This window comes from Paucidesulfovibrio longus DSM 6739, assembly GCF_000420485.1.
Taxonomy (GTDB): Bacteria; Desulfobacterota; Desulfovibrionia; order Desulfovibrionales; family Desulfovibrionaceae; genus Paucidesulfovibrio; species Paucidesulfovibrio longus.
Map to the genome: position 1 here is coordinate 77,379 of NZ_ATVA01000011.1, position 17,602 is coordinate 94,980.

Here is a 17,602-nt window from a genome sequence, read left to right on the forward strand (position 1 = left end):
TGACGGATCAGTCCTTTCGCCCCAGGTAGTCCTCGACCTGGATATCGTCGATCTGCTCCGGGGCCAGATGCTGTTCCGCATATTGCCGGAAGACGCCCTTCCTGAGGAATATTTCGAACAGATCGGCGTCGATGTGCTTGTCTTTGCACATGAAGCTCATGATGCGCAACGCCTCGGAGAGTCGCTTGGGCTGCTTGTAGGGACGGTCCGAAGCGGTCAGCGCCTCGAAGATGTCGGCGATGGCCAGGATGCGCGATTCGACGGAAAGGTTCTCCTTGCGCTTGTGCAAGGGGTAGCCGGTGCCGATGAGCGTTTCATGGTGTTCGGTGGCGATTTCCACGACGCGGCCCAGGTTTGCCGGGAAGGGAATCTTCTGCAGCATTTCCATGCCGCTGAGCGTGTGCTCGTTGATCTTGAAGCGCTCCTCCGCGGTCAGGGTGCCCCGCTGGATGCGCAGGTTGTAGAGTTCGCCTCGGTTGTATTCGTATTGCGGGGTTTCCACGGGATGTCCGGTGGCGTCCAGGATGTCCTTGTAATTCTTGTGCCGTGGGACGAGGTGTTCGGGCTGGTCGCTGAGCAGGCGCTCTGTGGCGGGCAGGGGCGGTTCTTCCTTGCCGCTCCGGGCGCGCTGCTCCTCGGAGGAGATGCCGAGGCGGTCGCTGAAGTGGCGTTGCCAGGTTCGCCCGGCAATGGCTTCGAGGCGTCTTTCGTGCTCTTCGGAAAGAAACTCCCCGCCGATGTTGCACTTGGCGACAAAGGCGAACTCCTCTTCCAGCTCCCGCAATGTTTCCTCCAGCCGCCGCAGCGAATCCACGGGTTCGCTGCCGCCATCCAGCAGCCTGCGCAGGTGCGCGATCTCGGCGTCCCGCCGCAAGACCTCGAAGCGCATGCGCACCTCATGGATGCGGTTGTAGATGGTCTCCAGCTTGGTGGCCTTGTCCACGACATATTCGGGCGTGGTGACCTTGCCGCAGTCGTGCAGCCAGGAGGCGATCCAGAGCTGGCGGCGATCCTCCTCGGAGTCCAGATGAAATGCGGCCAGCGGCCCGTCCTCGGTCTCGTTGGCGGCGTCTGCCAGCATCCCGGCCAGGACCGGCACCCGCGCGCAATGCCCCGCGGTGTAGGGAGACTTGGCGTCGATGGAGGTGGCGATGACCTGGATGAGGGCGTCGAAGATGTCCCGCAGGGAGTTGAGCAGGTTGCGGTTGTCCAGCGTCACGGCGGCCTGGGCCGTCAGGGAGCTGACGAAGTCGGCGACCTCGCCGCAGTCGTGCCCGGTGGCGAGACAGGTCGGATTGAAGAGCTGGACCACGCCGAGCACCTCATCCTGGCGCGTGACGATGGGGGCGGCGATCAGCGAGTGGATGGCATGGCCCGTGGGCTCCTCGGGCAGTCCGGTGGGAAAGAGCTTCAGGTCGGCCTCGCGGATCGTGATCATGTCCTTTGCGTTGTAGGCCTCGCAAGCGGAACGCAGTACGGAATTGGCGTTGAGAAAGGCCATGATGGCGGGCCGGACCATGACCCGGGGCGCGGGGTGGCCGGAAAGGCCGCCGAGCACGACGCTCTCGGAACCGAGGGAGAGCATCTCCACGCCGAGTTCGTCGTTCTCCATGAGGTAGAGCGCGCCTCCGTCCGCGCCGGTCAGATCCCTGGCGGTTTCGAAGATCAGCGTCACCAGCGTTGCAAGGTCTTTTTCCGCGGAGAGGGCCACCCCCTCCCGGACCAGCAGTTCCAGCCGCTCCTGGGTCTGGTGCAGCCTTTCGGTCCGGTCGCGTATGGTCTGCTTCATGGCTTCGCAGGCCTCGGCCAGCTGCCGCACTTCGCGCACGGGCGTTCGGAGCGGAGGAGAGGGCGAGAAATCGAAATTGGCGACGCGTTCCGCCTGGCGGACCAGGGCTTCCACGGAGCGGGAGGCGAGGCGCGAGACCAGCAGGAACGCGGGGGTGAGCAGCAGCAGGCAGGCTGCGGACGCCAGGGCGATGCGCCGGGTCATGCGGCTGATGTGCCCGGTGATGTCTTTGAGCGGCGCGGCCACGCCCACCACGAAGCGCAGGCCGTAACGGGCGTCGGTGGGGGTCAGGCTGACAAGGTGCGGCTCGCCCTCGACATCCAGATAGAATTGCCGGGGTTTCGAGATATCCTCGGAATCGAACCGCGCGGACACGGCCCGGATCACCGGATCGGCGACGTCGCCCGCCAAGGGAAGCTCTGCTTCGTCCCCGTAGGCTTCCTCGCGGCCCTGTCCCGGAAAGGCCACCAGGCGGTTCCGCTCGTCGAAAATCCAGATCCGCCCGTGCTCGGCCACGTGCTGCCGCGCAAGCAGCTCTCCGAGTTGCGCCAGGGCGACATCCACCCCGATCACGCCGCCGGGAAAGGCCTTGGCGCAGGTGATGCCCGGCAGACGGGAACTGCTGAAGACGTATGGCGTCGTGAACGCGCTGTTGCGGCTTTCCCTGGCTTTGGCGAACCAGGGCCGCGAGCGCGGGTCATAGGTGACGGCGTCGTCCGTGCGGGTGGAGAGTTCCGCCAGGCTGGAATCCAGAAAGCGCCATGCCTGGGAGCGCCCCGACCCCTCGCCGGGGGCGATGGTCCGATCGATGTAGGCGCAGTGCTCCGGCGCGGCGTATTTCTTGAGCAGGAAGGCGTTGCCCCGTATGGCGATGAGCTGGTGGAACGCGCCGTCCCCGTAGCCGATGTAGGCCGACATGAGTTGTTCGTTGGATTCGAGCAGCGCCTTCAGGGCCGGGGTGTCCCGGCGCATGGCTTCGTGGGTGGGCTCTTCCGCGAAGGCGGAGAAGGCAAGAGACGCCGTGTCGGTCAGGGTGGAGACGGAATCGAGGGCCAGGGCGGTGTCCAGGACCGTCTTGCCTGCTATTTCGGTGAAGAGCACCTGCGCGGACTTCAGCGATGTGGAGCGGCTTTCGACGATCATGATCGTCAGCAGGGCGGCGACCAGCAGGCCCGCCGAACCCAGGACGAGCCCGGCGAGCATGGACGATACGGACAATTTCGGGAGCTCGATCCGGCGCATGGGTTCCTCTCTGTTCAGCCAGCCTTCGCAGAATAATTGCGCAATAACAGTCCATATTATGTCATCATCAAGCAGTCTATCACCCCGACGCGGAGGGCGCTATAGGGAGGAGGGATTTTCTTGAAAAAGAAGTAATTATTATCGGAAGGTACGAGTGGATCCGCAAGCGGACTCCCGATCGGAGGCGAGCGGAAATGGACAAACAACGGGAGAAGGACGGTGCGCGTGCCGGGGTCAGCGCATGACCCGCAGCCACCAGAGCCAGATTTCCTGGCCCCAGAGCACGTGGATCATGCCCGCCAGGGAGAGGAACGGGCCGAAGGGAATGGGTGTTTTGCCGCCCTGGCCGGAGCGGAGCATGTAGATGACGCTGGCGAGCAGGGCGGTGATTCCGGCCAGCAGAAGCGTCAGGGGCAGTCCCTGCGGTCCCACGAGCGCGCCGAGCAGCAGCATCAGCTTGACGTCGCCCAGGCCCAGGCCCTCGGTTCCGCGCAGGAGCTTGTAGCCCACGCGCAGGAGCCAGAACCCGCCCCCGCCGATGGCCGCGCCCAAAAGCGCGGTCTTGCCGTTGGCCAGCCAAGCGTCCGGCCCGGAACCGGGGCCGAGCAGGAAGGCGGCCGACGCGAGCGCGAGCGCCGCGCCCGGCAGGGTGAGCACGTCCGGGAGCAGAAAGGATTCGAGGTCGATGAAGCTGGCGATGAGCAGCATGCCGCCGAGCACGAACAGGGCGGCGAAGGCCCAGCCCGGACCGTATTTCAGCGCCACGGCGAGCCCCCAGAGCCCGCAGAGCAGTTCCAGGGCGGGGTAGCGCCAGCCGATGGCTTCGCCGCAATGGCCGCAGCGGCCCCGCAGCAGCAGCCAGCTGACCAGGGGCACGTTTTCCCACCAGCGCAGGGTCGCCTCGCACTTGGGGCAGAACGAGCGCGCCGGACGCAAAAGCGATATCTCGTTCAGCCAGCGGTGCACGCAGGCCGTGCCGAAGCTGCCCATGATCAGGCCGAGCAGGAAGGCGAGGGGCGCGAACAGCGCCGGAGGAAGCAACTGGTGGTTCATGGACGAACGCTCCGTGACTTGAAGAAAAGCTCGATTTGCTGCATGAATAACCGCACCTTCGGCGTAGCCGATTTCGCCGGAGGCCACAAGCCGACCCTGAAGGAGAGAGCCATGGCAGGCAAATATCGTTTCATTCCGGAGATGAGCGAGGAACAGATCGCGGACGTTCAGCTGGAAGGGCTGAGGTGGACCGTGGCCCATGCCGCCCAGGGCAGCGAGTTCTACGCCGCGCGCCTGCGCGAGGCCGGGGTCGAGCCGGGCGGCATCGCCAGCCTGGATGATCTGCGCGGCCTGCCCTTCACCACGGCCGACGACCTCAAGGAAGGCTACCCTCTGCCGCTGCTTTCCGTGCCCGAGAGCGACGTGGTGCGCATCCACGGCTCCAGCGGAACCACGGGCAAGCGCAAGATTCTCTCCTATACGCAGGACGACATCGATACCTGGAAGGACATGTTCGCCCGCTGCTACGAGCTGGCCGGACTGACCACGCTGGACCGCGTGCAGATCTGCGTGGGCTACGGCCTCTGGACCGCGGGCGCGGGCTTTCAGCTCGGCTGCGAGCGCTTCGGAGCCATGGCCCTGCCCGTGGGGCCGGGCCTGCTCGACATCCAGCTCCAGATTCTCGAAGACCTCGGCAGCACGGTTCTGTGCTCCACGGCGTCCATGGCCCTGCTCATGGGCGAGGAGGTCCAGAAGCGCGGACTGGCCGGGAAGATCAAGCTGCGCAAGGCCATCTTCGGCGCGGAGGCGCACACTCCCAAGATGCGCAGGCAGTTCGAGGAATCCCTCGGCCTGGAGGACAGCTTCGACATTTCCGGCATGACCGAGCTCTACGGCCCCGGAGCGGGCCTGGAATGCAAGGCGCACAACGGCATCCACTACTGGGCCGACCTCTACATCGCGGAAATCCTCGATCCGGAGACGCTGTTGCCCGTGGCGCCCGGCGAAGTGGGCGAGCTTGTGGTCACCTCGCTGCGCAAGCAGGCTTCGCCCCTGATCCGCTACCGCACCCGCGACCTGACCCGGCTTTTGCCGGGGCGCTGCGAATGCGGCTGCGCCATGCCCCGGCACGACAAGATCATGGGCCGCTCCGACGACATGTTCATCTTCCGGGGCGTGAACATCTATCCCGGACAGATCGCCTCGGTCATCGAGCATTTTCCGGAACTGGCCTCGGAATACCAGATCGTGCTCAGTAGGCGCGAGGGGCTCGACTACATGCTCGTGCGCGTGGAGCGCCTGCCCGACATTCCCGGCGACAACGACGCCAACCTCGCCAAGGCCCTGTCCGACGAAATCCGCAGGCATATTCTCGTGCGCACGCAGGTCGAGGTGCAAAAGCCGGGCGCGCTGCCGCGCAGCTTCGCCAAGACCAAGCGGGTGCAGGACGACCGGAGCGAAGACTAGCGCAAGAAAAAGGCCGGCGCGCGCGGCGTCGGCCTGAAAGGGGCGGTGTTGCCCGCTTGCGGGGCTACTTGACCACGAGCACGGGGCAGGACACGGACTGCATGACCTTGTGGGTCACGCTGCCGATGAGCAGCCCTTCGAGGTCGCTGCGGCCCTTGGATCCCATGATCACGAGATCCACGCCCTGCTCCTTGGCGAACTTGGGCACGAGGTCGCTGGGCCGCCCGCCGAGAATCTGCGTTTCGTATTCCACTTCCATCTCGCGCAAGGGCGCGGTCTGGCGTTCGATGATTTCCACGCGCGACTTGATCAGCTCGTCCATGGCGCGACCGAGGGTGTCGTCGTCGAACTGGGGCACCTTGTAGATGCGGTAGCAGGAGAGCACCACCACCTCGGCTCCGAAGTTTCTGGCGACCCGGGCGGCCATTTCCGCGGCGCGGGTGGAATATTCGGAATCGTCCACGGGCAGGAGTATCTTCTTGACGTTGATCATGCGGGCTCCTTTGCTTGTTGTTGGCGCTTTGGCCCGGCTTCTTCAGCCTTCCAACAGATAGTTATTCATTCGAAGCGGTTCGGTCAATGCCAATCACCGTTTGGCGTCGGAAGCCGGTGCGTTTTCCGGCAGGCGGACGGTTACGGTGGTTCCTTCGGCCTCATCCGTGGTGAAGTCGATGTCGCCGCCCATGGTCCTGGTGATCAGCCGCGCGGAATAGGTTCCGAGCCCGCTGCCGCCGACCTTGCCCATGGTGGTGAACTTCTCGAAAAAATGTTTCCGGATGGTCTCGGGGACCACGCCGAGATTGTGCACGCTGATGGTGGTCCCGTCCGCGTCGTCGAGCCGCAGGGTCACGGTGCTCCCGTAGGGCGCGGCCTCCAGCGCGTTCTTCATGAGATTGGAGAGCATGGAGTAGACGAGCAGCTCCTCGCCCAGCAGGATGAAGGGGCGGTTGCCCAGGGGCTTGTCGTTGACGAGAATGCGCATTTCGACCTTTCGCGAGTGGATCAGGTCTTCCAGTTCCACGAGAATGGACCTGAACAGCGGCGTCAGGTTCATTTTCGTGGGCGTATAGTGGTATTTTCCCGTCTCCATCTTGAAGAGGTCGTGGGAGAGGTTGATCATCCGGAGCATGCGCAGCCCGGCTTCCTTGATCATCCTGAGCATCCCCCTGGCCTCGGCGTCCTCCACGTTCCAGCGGTCGAGAATGATGTCCGGCAGGGCGATGATGCCGTTGAGCGGAGTCTTGAGATCGTGCCGTGTGATCTGTTCCACGTCCTCGCGAAGCTTGGCCAGCTTCTTGTGTTCGGTGATGTCCACGAAGCTGTCGAGCAGGTAGCGGCGTCCGCCGAGCACGACGGGCACGGCCGAGCGCATCACGTGGATGGTCTGTCCGTCCGGGCCGCGCATGGTCCTGTCGCAGGAGCGGTTGCACTTCCTGCCGTCGAGGCAGGGACAGCAGTCCTGGGCGCCTTCGCAGAAGCGTTCGCTGCACGGACGGCCCACGACCTCCTCGCGGGTCAGGCCGATCATCTTCAGGGCGGTGGCGTTGATTTCCGCGATGTTCTTGCTCTCGGAGTCCACCAGGACGATGCCTGCGGGCACGGTCTGGATGATGGCGTTCATCTGGGCGTTGGCTTCCTGAAGCTCGCGGGTTCTGCGCTCGATGCGGCTTTCCAGGTGGCGGTTGATTTCGCCCAGGCGGTTGTGCAGTTCGCAGTTCTCCAGGGCGTGGGCCGCGGAAGAGAAGACCACCGAGAGCAGGGCCAGGGTCGTGTCCGGAATCTCGTCGGGATTGCGGCCCATCAGCCCCACGAACATGCCCCGGATGCGCGAGCGCGTCGCGAGCACGTGCATGAGGATCTGGTGCTTGCGGTTGGCGGAGAGAAAGAAGACGGGGCCGCTTTGCTTCAACGCCCAGGCGAACGAATGGTCGCGGATCAGGGCGTCGGTTTCGATTTCGAGAATCTTGCTGGATTCGGGGTGCTGGGTGTGCGCAAGGCTGAAATCGTTGGTTTCCTCGTCGCTCAGATAGACGCCCGAGTGACAGAAGTCGAGCATGTCCCCGATGCGGTGGGTCAGTTCGCGGATGACTCCTTCGGGCTCGGAGCAACTGCCCATGCCGATGTCGAAGGTGCCGAGGGAAGAGGCCAGTTCCAAGGCCCGCATGGCCGCGGTCTTTTCCCTGGTCAGGTTTTCGATGCGGCGTTCGAGCCGGAGAATCTGTTCTTCGGAATTCGTTTTCGTCATGGCAGAAAGAGGGTCAGAATGTCGTCGACTTGTCGCGCTCCGGCTCGGATCGAGGGGCCGAGGACGCTGACGGGAATGCCGAGACATTCCCATGCTCCGGTGCTGAGCGGGGGCACCCAGGAGCTGCCGTTGAAGCCGTATTCGAGGGCGATGGCGATGATGTCCGCCACATGCAGCAGGGACGCGCTGCGCCTTTCCGTGGAGAGGGCCGGGGAATGGTGTCCCGCGGCGGTCTCCTGAAGGGTTGGCGGCAGATCCCAGGACTGGAAAAGTTCGCGTGCGAGGTCGGTGTGGTCCCAGCCCAGGAGCTGCCGCTCCGCCATGTACATCGGGATGCAGTCCTGCAAGGAGATGCGCATGGCTTCCGCGACCACGCCGGGGATTTTGCTGAGCATGACCAGCCGCCCCGTGTCGTGCAGGATGCCCGCGACAAAGAGGCTTTCTCCGGCGAGTCCCTTGACGTGGGACGCGAGAACGCGGGCAAAGACTCCGCAGGCCAGGGAATGCGTCCAGACTTCGCGGGTGGAGAGCACGTCCGTGGAAATGCCCTTGAACGACTGCACGATGGTGATGCCCAGCGCGAGCTGCGACAGCTCCCGCGTGCCCACGAGGGCGACGGCCCGGTCCAGGCTGTCGATCTGCTGCGGAAAACCGTAGAACGGGCTGTTCACCAGCCGGAGCAGCTTCGCGCTCATGCCGGGATCCTTGCCGACCACGTTGGCGAGGTGTCCGGCGGTGCTCGCCGGGTCGTCGATGACTTCGAGAATGCGGAAAAATGTTTCCGGGAAGGAGACGAAGACGTTCGCGTCGAGAAGGAACTCGCGCAGGGAGGGCAGCGGCCTTTCCTGGGGGGGGATGAGCGGGCAGCGCCGCACCCGGTGCGGCTCGTGGCCTTCCAGCAGGGCTTGGGCCCGGAAGAGCACGCTCTGGCGCTGCAACTCGATGAGCGTTTCGTGCTGCGAGCCGCAGGGTTCGAAAAGGGCTTCGACGCGTATCCGGGCTTCGTGGAGGATCTCCGCCGGGAAGGCGTCCTCCGGCGCCGACGTTCCGTCGGGGTCGCCGAGGATCAGTGCCTCGGTGACGCCCCAGACGAGGAGCACGCGCAAGTGCCGCTTTTCGAGGATGGTGCTTGCCGCGAGCAGCAGGCGGCCGTCCGGTCCATGCACGTCTTCGGCCAGGATCATTCCCGGAGCGAGTTCGTCCGTGTTGACTGTCCTCATTCCGCCGAGCTACCCCCGTTGGTTTCTGCGAAGCGTAAAGAGACGACTGTTTACTGGATAGCACAGAGAGGGAACGACGTACAAGGTTTGCCGAAGAATAATCGCAGGGTTTTCTCGGCCTTGACGTTCATGGACTGCGGACCCTACACAACAGCTTTCCACACGCCAACAGGAGCGGATTCATGGGGGAGTCAAACCCGTTTTATTCGGACAGCCGCTGGAACAACATGTATGCGTATGCGGCGACGCTCCAGGATTTGATTCAGGCGGGCGGTGATCCCGTGGAGGAATCGATCATGACGCTGTCCCTGGTGCTCCAGCAGTTTCCGGAAAGTCCGCCGCTGGACGAGGAGAGCCACCACGTCAACTGCGTGAACGCGCTCCTGCGCAACGTGCTCGGCGCGTTGCGCAAATACAAGCTCGACGAGGCCCGCAAGGAGCGGAAATGACGCAGGACGAACGCATTCGCCGCGTGGAATGCTGGCGGGATTGTTGAAGCGGATTTCGGGAGCTCGGTTCGGGGCTCCGCGCAGCCGATCCCGCGACGGTGTTCGAGGTGGAGATCGCACCGGACCAGCTGGAAATAGTGGCCCGCGTGATTCGCCATGCAAAGGCGCGCCTCGTGCGTCAGACGGCGGCGGGCCAAGGACGGCTGCTGTTGACGGTGCTGCCTCGGCCCGGTTCCGCAGCCCGGCGCGGGCAGGACGAGCAAGGTTCGCCTGCTTGAGCGCGGCAGTCCCGGTTTCTTTGTCGTTTATTTTTTGCCCAACCTCCTCCTTTTCTTCGGCAACCGCGTGCAAATGCGGCGAAGCTGGGATATGCTTTTCCGCAAGGATTCTTCATGGCCCTGGTCGGGGCCGCAGGCACGGACGGATTCGCGGGGGCTTGACGGAGGGAGGACTATGAAACGAATGCCCGGAATGCTTCTGGCGGGCTTGATCTGCGCCGCCGTTGCGCTCGCCGTGGGTTCGGGCGAGGCCTTGGCCGACGACGGCAACACCATTCCCGGCGAGTTCGGGGGCGTGCGCATGGGCGCGTTCATGAGCGACCTTGGGGGAATGACCTTCGTGCGCACCGAGCACGTGCAGGACGAGGTCAGCGGCGACTACGACGTGATGTATTACACTTCCGCGACCGCACCCTCCATGTTCGGGAAGGTGCCGCTCGAACGCGTGGAGTTCGGTTTTTGCGATGACTATGTATGCGTCATCCGCGCGCAGGCGCGGGGCAGGGACGCTTATGACGAGCTGGTGCGCGAATATGCCCGGATATACGGCACCGAGGATCGTCGCGTCTATCTGTATGATTCGCTCTGGGATCGCTACTGCGACGAAGAGCGCACCAGGGACGGCGTCAGCACGCGCTGGATTCTCTGCGAGCATGAAACCGACAACTGCGCCGTCTTTTCCATCACCTACCATCGCGATGCGGATCTGGCCGTCCTGCTGCTGGGCGATCAATACGCCGAACCCTGAGCAGGTCGCGCCAGCTGTCCTTTGGCGGGACGAGCCGGGAACGGCCCTGCGGACGCGCTGCTCCGCGGGGCCTTTTTGCGCGCGCCCGCAGGAAGGCGCGTGGACTCGCGTCCGAGCGTCAGTCCGCAGGGTCCGGGGGCCATTCCTTTTGGGAGAGCGGCGGGGATTCCTCGCCCTGCGCTGGTTGCTGGCCGTTCGCGTTCCGACCGCCGTTGGCCGGAGGCTGGCCGGGCAGGGGGAATTCCACCAGCAGGCGCGTGCCTTTTCCCGGCAGGGATTGCAGATCGAATCGGCCGCCGAGCATGTCGGCGCGTTCGCGCATGCCGAGCAGCCCCATGCGCTTTTCGGAAAGCGCCTCCGTGGTCCGCAGCGCGGGGTCGAAGCCTTCGCCGTTGTCCTCGACGCGCAGGATCACGTTGGGATGGGAGGCCACCAGGCGCACCTTGACTTCGTCGGCTCGCGAGTGCTTGCGCACGTTGTTCAAGGCTTCTTGAAGAATTCTGAAGACATGGATGCCCGCATCCCCCTCGAGGCGGACATTGTCCATGCCCGCGGAGCTGAAGTCCACGCGCAGGCCGGTTGTCGCGCCGTAGCTGCGGCAGTAGTCCGCGAGGGTCTGCACGAGTCCGATCTGGTCGAGGCCGGAAGGGCGCAGGTCGTGGGCCATGTTGCGTACCGAGGCGATGGATTTGCCGAGGATGTCGGCGCAGCGCGTGGCCCGCTCCTGGGTACGCGGAGCCAGGCTGCCCTCGTCGTCGAAAAGCGTTTCAAAGGCGATCTTCAGGGCCGAGAGATCCTGGGCCACGTTGTCGTGCAGGTCGAGCGCCACGCGCCGTCGTTCGAATTCCTGGATCCGGATCAGCTCGCGGGAGAGAATCTTGCGATACTCCTCGGCGCGCTTGCGGTCCGTGATGTCGATCATGGACCCTTCGTAAAAGAGAACGTCGCCGCCGGTGCCCCGGACGGTCTTGGCGGTGCTTTCGACCCAGATGATGGTCCCGTCCACGCGGCGCATCTGGAACTCAAAGGGTTCGGGCTTGTCGGTCTGCTCGACGTTGCGCCGGAACAGCTCCCGGTCCAGGGGATTGACGTAGGCCTGGGACGCGAGATCGACCATTTCGCTGACGCATTGGGCAGGGGAGGTGAATCCGAACATGTTGGCCATGGTCTTGTTGGCCGAGAGCAGCTGGCCGCTCGGAGTGGAGCGGTAGAGTCCCACCGTGGCGTTTTCGAAGAGGGTCCGGTACTTGGATTCGGCCCTGGCCAGGAAGGTCTGCTTTTCCGTGAGCCGGTCGGTCATGTCGTTGACCGCTTCGGCGAGTTCCGAAAGTTCGTCGTTCTGGCTGAGGTGCACGCGCGCGTCCATGTCGCCTCTGGCGACACGGCGGATCACGTCGAGAATGCGGCGCACCGGGCTGAACAGGTTGCGCATGAAAAAGAACAGGGTCGTGGCGAAGCAGACGGGCAGGAGCAGGAGCGTCACCATCAGAATGCTGCGCGTTGTGTCCACGCGGGCCTGGTCCAGGGCCTGGCGCGTGCGGTGCACCGAGGAGAGCAGCTCGTCCTCGGCGGCGACGTATCCCAGCCGCCAGTTCGTTGCAGGCAGGCGCTGAAAGGCCAGCAGGTAGGGTTCGCCGTCCAGCACCAGGGGCGCGATGCCTTCGTCTTCGGAGAGCATCCTCTTGGCCACCTGTCGGACCTGGATCGAGCTGGAGTCATTGAGCTTGTGGCGCAGAAGTTCGCCGGGCATGAGCTGCGTGTCCCGACCCAATCCGAAAAGGGCGAGCCGACCGGCAGGAAAGGCGATGAGTTTGCCTTCCCCCGTGATCAGGAAGCTGAAGCCCGTGTCGCCGAGGCCCGCGAGCACTTTTCGGACCAGCCGCTGCACCGAGATGTCGATGCCCGTGGAGGCGAGAAAGCGCCCGTCCTTGCCGTAGGCGGGCATGCTCACCGTGACCACGAGCCCCTGCCCCATGGAGTCCTGGTAGATTTCGTTCCAGACCAGGCTCTTGGACGGATTGTGCTCGGGAGCCGCGCTGGTGAAGCAGATGTCGTCGCGAAAATCGTAGGTCTCGGGACGGGGCATGAAGTCCGCGTGGTGCACGTTCGGGAAATAGCGCGAATATCCGTCCGCCGTGATCGCCCAGGCGGCCACGGATCCGGCCGTGGAATCCTTGGCGTGGCGGAGGAGCGGGTCCACGTGCGAGAGGGCGTTGAATTCCTTGATGACCTTCGGGGTCACGGCGTCCGAATCCCAGTAGGTGCCGGAGGCGAGGCTGGAGTAGTCGTTGGTGAATACGCCGTTGACCGGATGTCGCTCTATCGTTTCCTTCTCGTTGAAATTCTTCGCACCGTAAAACTCTCTGTCGTCCAGGACGCGCCCCACGCCGGAGGCGATGAGCCGGGCCTCGCTTTCCGCCTGCTTGAAAACGGATTGGTAATGGCGGGCGCGCTCGGCGATGAGCGTGGTCAGGCCGTCGCGGGCCAGTGCGCGGATGTTCCGTTCGTTTTGCTCTGCGGAGAACTGACCGAGATCGTTGATTTGATCCAGGGAGACGAAGGCCACCAGTGCCGCCGTGGCCAGGATGGAGCCGAGAAGGACGAGGGAAAACCGGGTCCCAAGGCGCGAGAGCAGGGGTTTGAACACGTTCTGGCTACTCCGGGGACGAATATAGCGTTGATCTAACAGTGAAAACAAGTGCTGTCCAGGCGGCTTACGGCAGCGGGGAGTCCTGGACCAGTTCTTTTCTGAGTACCGCGTAGAATCCGGCGAGCACGGCTTCGGCGGCGTCGTGGCGAAGGGAGGTGGGGCGGCGCGCACCGGACCATTCCACGACCTTCCGTGCGGCTTTGTCTGCGGAACGTTTAGCCGTCTTGCCGTCGATCCTTTCGCGCGGCAGAAGCAGCACCTCGCGCCATTGCTCGGCGCTGATCTGCATGGTTTCCATTCCAAGGGACGCGGCTTCGTCCAGCCATATTTCCGCGAAAACGCCTCCCCCTTCCACGACCAGCAGTTCCGGCGAATATTCCCGCAGCAGCCCGGCTGCGGCGCGCCGCAGCCGGGAGGCGCGGCCGAGGTTGTGGGAGCGGCACCAGCGCAGCCGACCGTCCGGGCCGAACAAGGCCAGTCCGGTGCGCAGGCCCGCATCCACGGCGAGAATCAAGGTCGGCCTCTCGAACTAATCGTCGTCGGAGCCGCCGGAATCAGCAGGGGTGTCCGGTTCCGGATCCATGCTGTCCGGAATCCCGTCGCCGTCCCGGTCGCCGTCGGCGCCCTGGTGATAGGTGCTGTAGTAGGCGGAGTTGTAGCTCCTGCCGCGGCGCTTCTTGGACCGCATGGCCAGCCAGATCAGTCCGATGACGACCAGAAGACCTATGAATCCTTCGCTCATGTGCCTCTCTCCTTGACGTGGTTCGGTCCCGGTGACGATATCTCGGATATCGCTTTGAAAGTACACGATAAGGGAAAAGACTGCCAGCGTCCGGGGAATCGGGAGAATCCCCCGGAAGGAAAAGGCCGGGCTTTTCAGCCCGGCCTTGCATCATGATCCGTTATTCTTCCTTGCCGTTCAGCCCGTAGATGCGTGATCGCATCCGGAGAAGAATGCCATGGCACAGCGCGAGTTCCTTTTCCTCGAATCCTCCCAGCACTTCCTTTTCCACCTCGAAGCAGATTCGGGTAATGCTCTCCAGGAGTCTGTCGGCCTTGGGCAGCAGGCTGACGAGCTTGACGCGGCGGTCCTGGTCGGAAACCCGGCGGCGCACCCAGCCGTCCTTCTCAAGCTGATCCAGCGCCCGGACCAGTGTCGGTCCTTCCACGCCCATGCTCTCGGCGATTTCCTTCTGGGAAGCCTGGCCTCCGAAGAACTGCACGGACTTCAGGGCCATCCAGCGGCTGTTGCTCAGCCCCAGGGGGCGCAGGCGCTGGTCGAGCAGGGCGCGCCACTCGCGGGAGATTTCGTAGATGGTCAGGCCGAGGAGGTTCGAGCCCTCGCGCTTGCCCCATTCGATGCACTCCCGTCCGCAGCAGGCCGGCAGCTTTTCCGGGATCATTTGTCCTCGCCTCCGCCGCGCAGCCGTTCCGTGAGCCCGATGATCATCTTGAAGAAGGCCGGGATGAAGAAGGTGGCGATGAAGGTCGCTGCGAGCATGCCGCCGATGACGCCCGTGCCGATGGCGTGGCGCGAGGACGCGCCCGCGCCGGAGCTGATGGCCAGCGGGACCACGCCGAGCACGAACGCCAGGGAGGTCATGATGATCGGCCGGAAGCGGAGGTGGGCCGCTTGGGCCCCCGCCTCCACGATGGAGAGTCCCTGCTTGTGCAGCTGGACCGCGAATTCCACGATCAGGATGGCGTTCTTGGATGAGAGGCCGATGAGCGTGAGCAGGGCGATCTGGAGGTAGACGTCGTTGGAGAGCCCGCGCATCCATGTGGCCGTGATCGCTCCGAAGAGCGCAAAGGGCACGACCATGATGACCGCCAGCGGCAAGGTCCATTTTTCATACTGGGCCGCCAGGATCAGGAAGACCATGAGCAGGCCGAGCAGGAAGATGTAGGTGGAGCTGTCTCCCGCGGAGATCTCCTGGTAGGCCGAGCCGGTCCAGGCCAGGGCGTAGTCCTGGCCGAGCACCTCGTCGGCCACGTCCTGCATGACCGCGAGGGCCTGTCCGGAACTGTAGCCGTCTGCGGGGCTGCCCATGATCTTGGCCGCCGGGAAGACGTTGTAGCGCTGCACGCTGTAAGGGCCGGTGGTCTGCTGCACGCTGACCAGGGCGCTGAGCGGGATCATGTCGTCGTCGTCCGAGCGCACGTAGACGCTGTTCAGGTCGCTGACATTGTCGCGGTAGTTCGATTCCGACTGGAGGTTGACCTGGAACGTCCGCCCCATCAGGTTGAAGTCGTTGACATAGCTTGAACCGAAGGTGGCCTGCATGGTCGTGAAGACCCGGCTGACGGGCACGTTCATGGCCTTGCAGCGTTCACGGTCGAGGTCGATGCGAAGCTGGGGCCAGTTGGCCGAGTAGGTCGTGGAGATGCGTCCCAGTTCAGGCCGCTTGGAGGCCGCGGCGATGAATTTCTGGGTCGCGTCGGCCAGGTCGGCGGCGCTGCCCCCGGAACGGTTCTGGATGTAGCCCTCGAAGCCGCCCGTGTTGCTCATGCCGTTGATGGCGGGCATGCCGAAGCAGAGCACGTAGGCGTCGGTCACGGGGTAGCCCAGGCCGAAGACCTTCTTGACGAAGCTGAAGGAGCTGTGCTCCGCGCCGGGGCGTTCCTCCCAGGGCTTGAGCCGCACGAACATGGTCACGGTGCTGGACTTGTTCGTGCCGGAGAGCAGGTCCAGGCCGGCCAGGGAGATCAGGGTGTCCACCTCGGGCTGGGCCATGAGCTTTTTGGTCATGTCGTTCGCTACCGCTTCCGTCCGGCTCAGGGAGGAGCCGTCCGGGAGCATGGCGTAGGCGATGACGTAGCCCTTGTCCTCGTCGGGCACGAGTCCGCCGGGAACGTGCTGGAAAAGGCTCCAGGTGCAGCCGATGAGGGCGGCGAAGAGCAGCACGACCAGGAAGCCCCGCTTGAGCAGGAAGCGGACGCCCGCGGTGTAGCGGTTGGTGAGGCGGTCGAAGAAGACGTTGAACCACATCAGGGGCCGGGGCGGCGCGCCGTGCTTGTCGCGCAGCATCAGGGCGCAGAGCGCCGGGGTCAGGGTCAGGGCCACGATGCCGGAAATGACCACCGAGACCGTGATGGTCACGGCGAACTGCTTGTACATTTCTCCGGCCAGGCCGCCCATGAAGGCCACGGGCACGAACACGGCGCAGAGCACGAGCACGATGGCCACGATGGCCCCGGAGACCTCGTTCATGGCCTTGATCGTGGCTTCCTTGGGTGGAAGCTTGTCCACCCGCATGACGCGTTCCACGTTTTCGATGACCACGATGGCGTCGTCCACCACGATGCCGATGGCGAGCACGAGGCCGAACATGGTCAGGGTGTTGATGGAGAATCCGAGCATCTCCATGCCCGCGAAGGTGCCGATGATGGACACGGGCACGGCGAGCACGGGGATGACCGTGGCGCGCCAGTCCTGAAGGAAGAGGAAGATGATCAGGCAGACGAGCAGGAAGGCCTCGAACAGGGTCTGCCGGACCTCCTCGACGGAGATGCGCACGAAGGTGGTGGTGTCGTAGGGCACCGTATATTTGATGCTTTCGGGGAAACGCTGGGCCAGTTCGTCCATCTTGGCGTTGACGAGCTCGGCCGTGGCCAGGGAGTTCGCTCCCGGAGCCAGATAGATGCCCATGGCCACGGAGGGGTTTTCCTCGCGCTTGGAGGTCATGCCGTAGGACTTGGCTCCCAGTTCCACGCGGGCCACGTCCTTGAGGCGCAGGATGGTGCCGTCGGGATTGGCGCGCAGGATGATGTTGCTGAATTCCTCGGCGCTGGCGAGGCGGCCCTGGGTCGTGACCGTGTATTGCAGCTCCACGGGGGATGCCTGGGGCTGGGCGCCGATGGAGCCCGCCGCGAACTGGGCGTTCTGCTCCTGGATGGCGCTGGCCACGTCCGCCGGGGTCATGCCCAGCTGGGCCAGCTTGTCCGGCTGGAGCCAGACGCGCATGGAGTAGTCGCGCGAGCCGAAGACCGAGGCGTCGCCCACGCCGGGCAGGCGCTTGAGCTCGTCGATGATGTTCACGAGCGCGTAGTTGCTCATGTAGATCGTGTCGTAGCGGCCGCCCTCGGATTCCAGGTTGATGACCTCGAGCATGCTGGCCGACTTCTTGCGCACGGTGACGCCCTGGGCGCGCACCTCTTCGGGCAGGCTGCTCTCCGCGGCCTGGACGCGGTTGTTCACGTTGATGGTGTTCTGGTCGGGGTCCGTGCCCACCGCGAAGGTCACGGTCATGCTCATGGTGCCGCTGTCCGCGCTGGTGGAGTTGATGTAGAGCATGTTGTCCACGCCGTTGATCTGCTGCTCCAGGGGCGCGGCCACGGTGGAGGCGATGACCTCGGCGCTGGCGCCGGGGTAGTTGGCCGAGACTTCGACCTGGGGCGGCACGATCTCCGGGAACTCCGCTATGGGCAGGTTCCAGAGGGAAATGCCGCCCGCGAGGCAGATGACCAGCGAGATGACCGTGGCGAAAATGGGTCGGTTGACGAAGAAGCGCGAGAACATGC

At 64.4% G+C, this 17,602-nt stretch carries 13 protein-coding genes; 3 read left to right on the forward strand and 10 right to left on the reverse strand.

Annotation, left to right across the window (positions count from 1 at the left end):
• Positions 1-7 precede the first annotated feature (7 nt).
• Complete coding sequence (locus G452_RS17680; RefSeq protein ID WP_022660597.1) at positions 8-3,031, reverse strand: HD domain-containing phosphohydrolase; 3,024 nt, start codon at positions 3,029-3,031, stop codon at positions 8-10.
• A 234-nt stretch (positions 3,032-3,265) separates the two neighbouring features.
• On the reverse strand, positions 3,266-4,084 hold the full coding sequence (locus G452_RS0102075; RefSeq protein WP_022660598.1) for a prepilin peptidase: 819 nt from the start codon (positions 4,082-4,084) through the stop codon (positions 3,266-3,268).
• Positions 4,085-4,195: 111 nt separating this feature from the next.
• Between G452_RS0102075 and G452_RS0102080 the strand changes: the two genes are divergently transcribed.
• Entirely contained in the window at positions 4,196-5,491 is a 1,296-nt protein-coding gene (locus G452_RS0102080) for a phenylacetate--CoA ligase family protein (protein WP_022660599.1), read from the forward strand.
• 64 nt (positions 5,492-5,555) lie between these two features.
• On the opposite strand, the gene G452_RS0102085 is transcribed toward G452_RS0102080, so the two are convergent.
• The 3 genes from G452_RS0102085 to G452_RS0102095 form a co-directional block, all read right to left on the reverse strand.
• Positions 5,556-5,984 carry a universal stress protein gene (locus G452_RS0102085; RefSeq protein WP_022660600.1) on the reverse strand — a complete coding sequence of 143 codons (429 nt, stop codon included), beginning with the start codon at positions 5,982-5,984 and terminating at the stop codon, positions 5,556-5,558.
• Positions 5,985-6,077: 93 nt separating this feature from the next.
• Entirely contained in the window at positions 6,078-7,736 is a 1,659-nt protein-coding gene (locus G452_RS17685; protein WP_040368060.1) for an ATP-binding protein, read from the reverse strand.
• Entirely contained in the window at positions 7,733-8,956 is a 1,224-nt protein-coding gene (locus G452_RS0102095; protein WP_027188944.1) for an HDOD domain-containing protein, read from the reverse strand. Before G452_RS0102095 ends, G452_RS17685 begins: the two co-directional genes overlap by 4 nt.
• 182 nt (positions 8,957-9,138) lie before the next feature.
• Between G452_RS0102095 and G452_RS0102100 the strand changes: the two genes are divergently transcribed.
• Together G452_RS0102100 and G452_RS0102105 are read left to right on the forward strand one after the other, a co-directional pair.
• Positions 9,139-9,405, forward strand: a complete 267-nt coding sequence (locus tag G452_RS0102100) for a hypothetical protein (protein WP_022660602.1) — start codon at positions 9,139-9,141, stop codon at positions 9,403-9,405.
• 453 nt (positions 9,406-9,858) lie between these two features.
• Entirely contained in the window at positions 9,859-10,431 is a 573-nt protein-coding gene (locus tag G452_RS0102105) for a hypothetical protein (protein WP_022660603.1), read from the forward strand.
• 118 nt (positions 10,432-10,549) lie between these two features.
• Here the strand turns inward: G452_RS0102105 and G452_RS20350 are convergent, their stop codons facing one another.
• The 5 genes from G452_RS20350 to G452_RS0102130 form a co-directional block, all read right to left on the reverse strand.
• Positions 10,550-13,078, reverse strand: coding sequence for a PAS domain S-box protein (locus tag G452_RS20350; protein WP_022660604.1), 2,529 nt, complete (start codon positions 13,076-13,078; stop codon positions 10,550-10,552).
• Positions 13,079-13,145: 67 nt separating this feature from the next.
• A complete protein-coding gene (locus tag G452_RS0102115; protein WP_022660605.1) occupies positions 13,146-13,595 on the reverse strand; it encodes a hypothetical protein in 450 nt (149 codons plus the stop codon).
• Positions 13,596-13,610: 15 nt separating this feature from the next.
• On the reverse strand, positions 13,611-13,823 hold the full coding sequence (locus tag G452_RS0102120) for a hypothetical protein (RefSeq protein ID WP_022660606.1): 213 nt from the start codon (positions 13,821-13,823) through the stop codon (positions 13,611-13,613).
• A gap of 160 nt (positions 13,824-13,983) precedes the next feature.
• Positions 13,984-14,484, reverse strand: coding sequence for a MarR family winged helix-turn-helix transcriptional regulator (locus G452_RS0102125; protein WP_022660607.1), 501 nt, complete (start codon positions 14,482-14,484; stop codon positions 13,984-13,986).
• Positions 14,481-17,600: an efflux RND transporter permease subunit gene (locus G452_RS0102130; protein WP_022660608.1), complete on the reverse strand. Its 3,120-nt coding sequence runs from the start codon at positions 17,598-17,600 to the stop codon at positions 14,481-14,483. The genes G452_RS0102125 and G452_RS0102130 overlap by 4 nt, the downstream gene beginning before the upstream one ends.
• Positions 17,601-17,602 lie beyond the last annotated feature (2 nt).

Coding starts and splice junctions, on each gene's coding strand:
- G452_RS17680 (WP_022660597.1), bottom strand. CDS start 3,031: ATGCGCCGGATCGAGCTCCCGAAATTGTCCGTATCGTCCATGCTCGCC.
- G452_RS0102075 (WP_022660598.1), bottom strand. CDS start 4,084: ATGAACCACCAGTTGCTTCCTCCGGCGCTGTTCGCGCCCCTCGCCTTC.
- G452_RS0102080 (WP_022660599.1), top strand. CDS start 4,196: ATGGCAGGCAAATATCGTTTCATTCCGGAGATGAGCGAGGAACAGATC.
- G452_RS0102085 (WP_022660600.1), bottom strand. CDS start 5,984: ATGATCAACGTCAAGAAGATACTCCTGCCCGTGGACGATTCCGAATAT.
- G452_RS17685 (WP_040368060.1), bottom strand. CDS start 7,736: ATGACGAAAACGAATTCCGAAGAACAGATTCTCCGGCTCGAACGCCGC.
- G452_RS0102095 (WP_027188944.1), bottom strand. CDS start 8,956: ATGAGGACAGTCAACACGGACGAACTCGCTCCGGGAATGATCCTGGCC.
- G452_RS0102100 (WP_022660602.1), top strand. CDS start 9,139: ATGGGGGAGTCAAACCCGTTTTATTCGGACAGCCGCTGGAACAACATG.
- G452_RS0102105 (WP_022660603.1), top strand. CDS start 9,859: ATGAAACGAATGCCCGGAATGCTTCTGGCGGGCTTGATCTGCGCCGCC.
- G452_RS0102120 (WP_022660606.1), bottom strand. CDS start 13,823: ATGAGCGAAGGATTCATAGGTCTTCTGGTCGTCATCGGACTGATCTGG.
- G452_RS0102125 (WP_022660607.1), bottom strand. CDS start 14,484: ATGATCCCGGAAAAGCTGCCGGCCTGCTGCGGACGGGAGTGCATCGAA.
- G452_RS0102130 (WP_022660608.1), bottom strand. CDS start 17,600: ATGTTCTCGCGCTTCTTCGTCAACCGACCCATTTTCGCCACGGTCATC.